Origin of the sequence: Burkholderia cepacia (assembly GCF_001039005.1) — a bacterium.
Classification (GTDB): domain Bacteria; phylum Pseudomonadota; class Gammaproteobacteria; order Burkholderiales; family Burkholderiaceae; genus Burkholderia; species Burkholderia theae.
The window spans coordinates 1-204 of record NZ_LDWR01000095.1 but is presented as its reverse complement, the minus strand read 5'-3'; the positions used below and the strand labels follow the sequence as shown (position 1 = coordinate 204).

The 204-nt window shown below is 59.8% G+C and carries 1 protein-coding gene; it reads right to left on the bottom strand.

Annotation, left to right across the window (positions count from 1 at the left end; all coding sequences use genetic code 11):
• A partial coding sequence (locus VL15_RS42945; RefSeq protein ID WP_196319670.1) for a hypothetical protein occupies positions 1–181 on the bottom strand: 181 nt, incomplete at its 3' end.
• Positions 182–204 lie beyond the last annotated feature (23 nt).

Below are 204 nucleotides of genomic sequence, written 5' to 3'. Positions count from 1 at the left end.
CCACGTCGACCGGCTTGTCATCAGCCAACAGCTCGATTTCTTCGTTGTCTACGTCGACTTCGACGGGTATCAGCTCGCTGTCGACCGGCCTGAGCTCGACCGATAGCACGGTGTCGTCACTGTCGACTTCGACGTCGACCGGCCTGTCGTCGGCCAACAGCTCGATCTCTTCGTTGTCCACCTCGACTTCGACGGGTCTGTCGT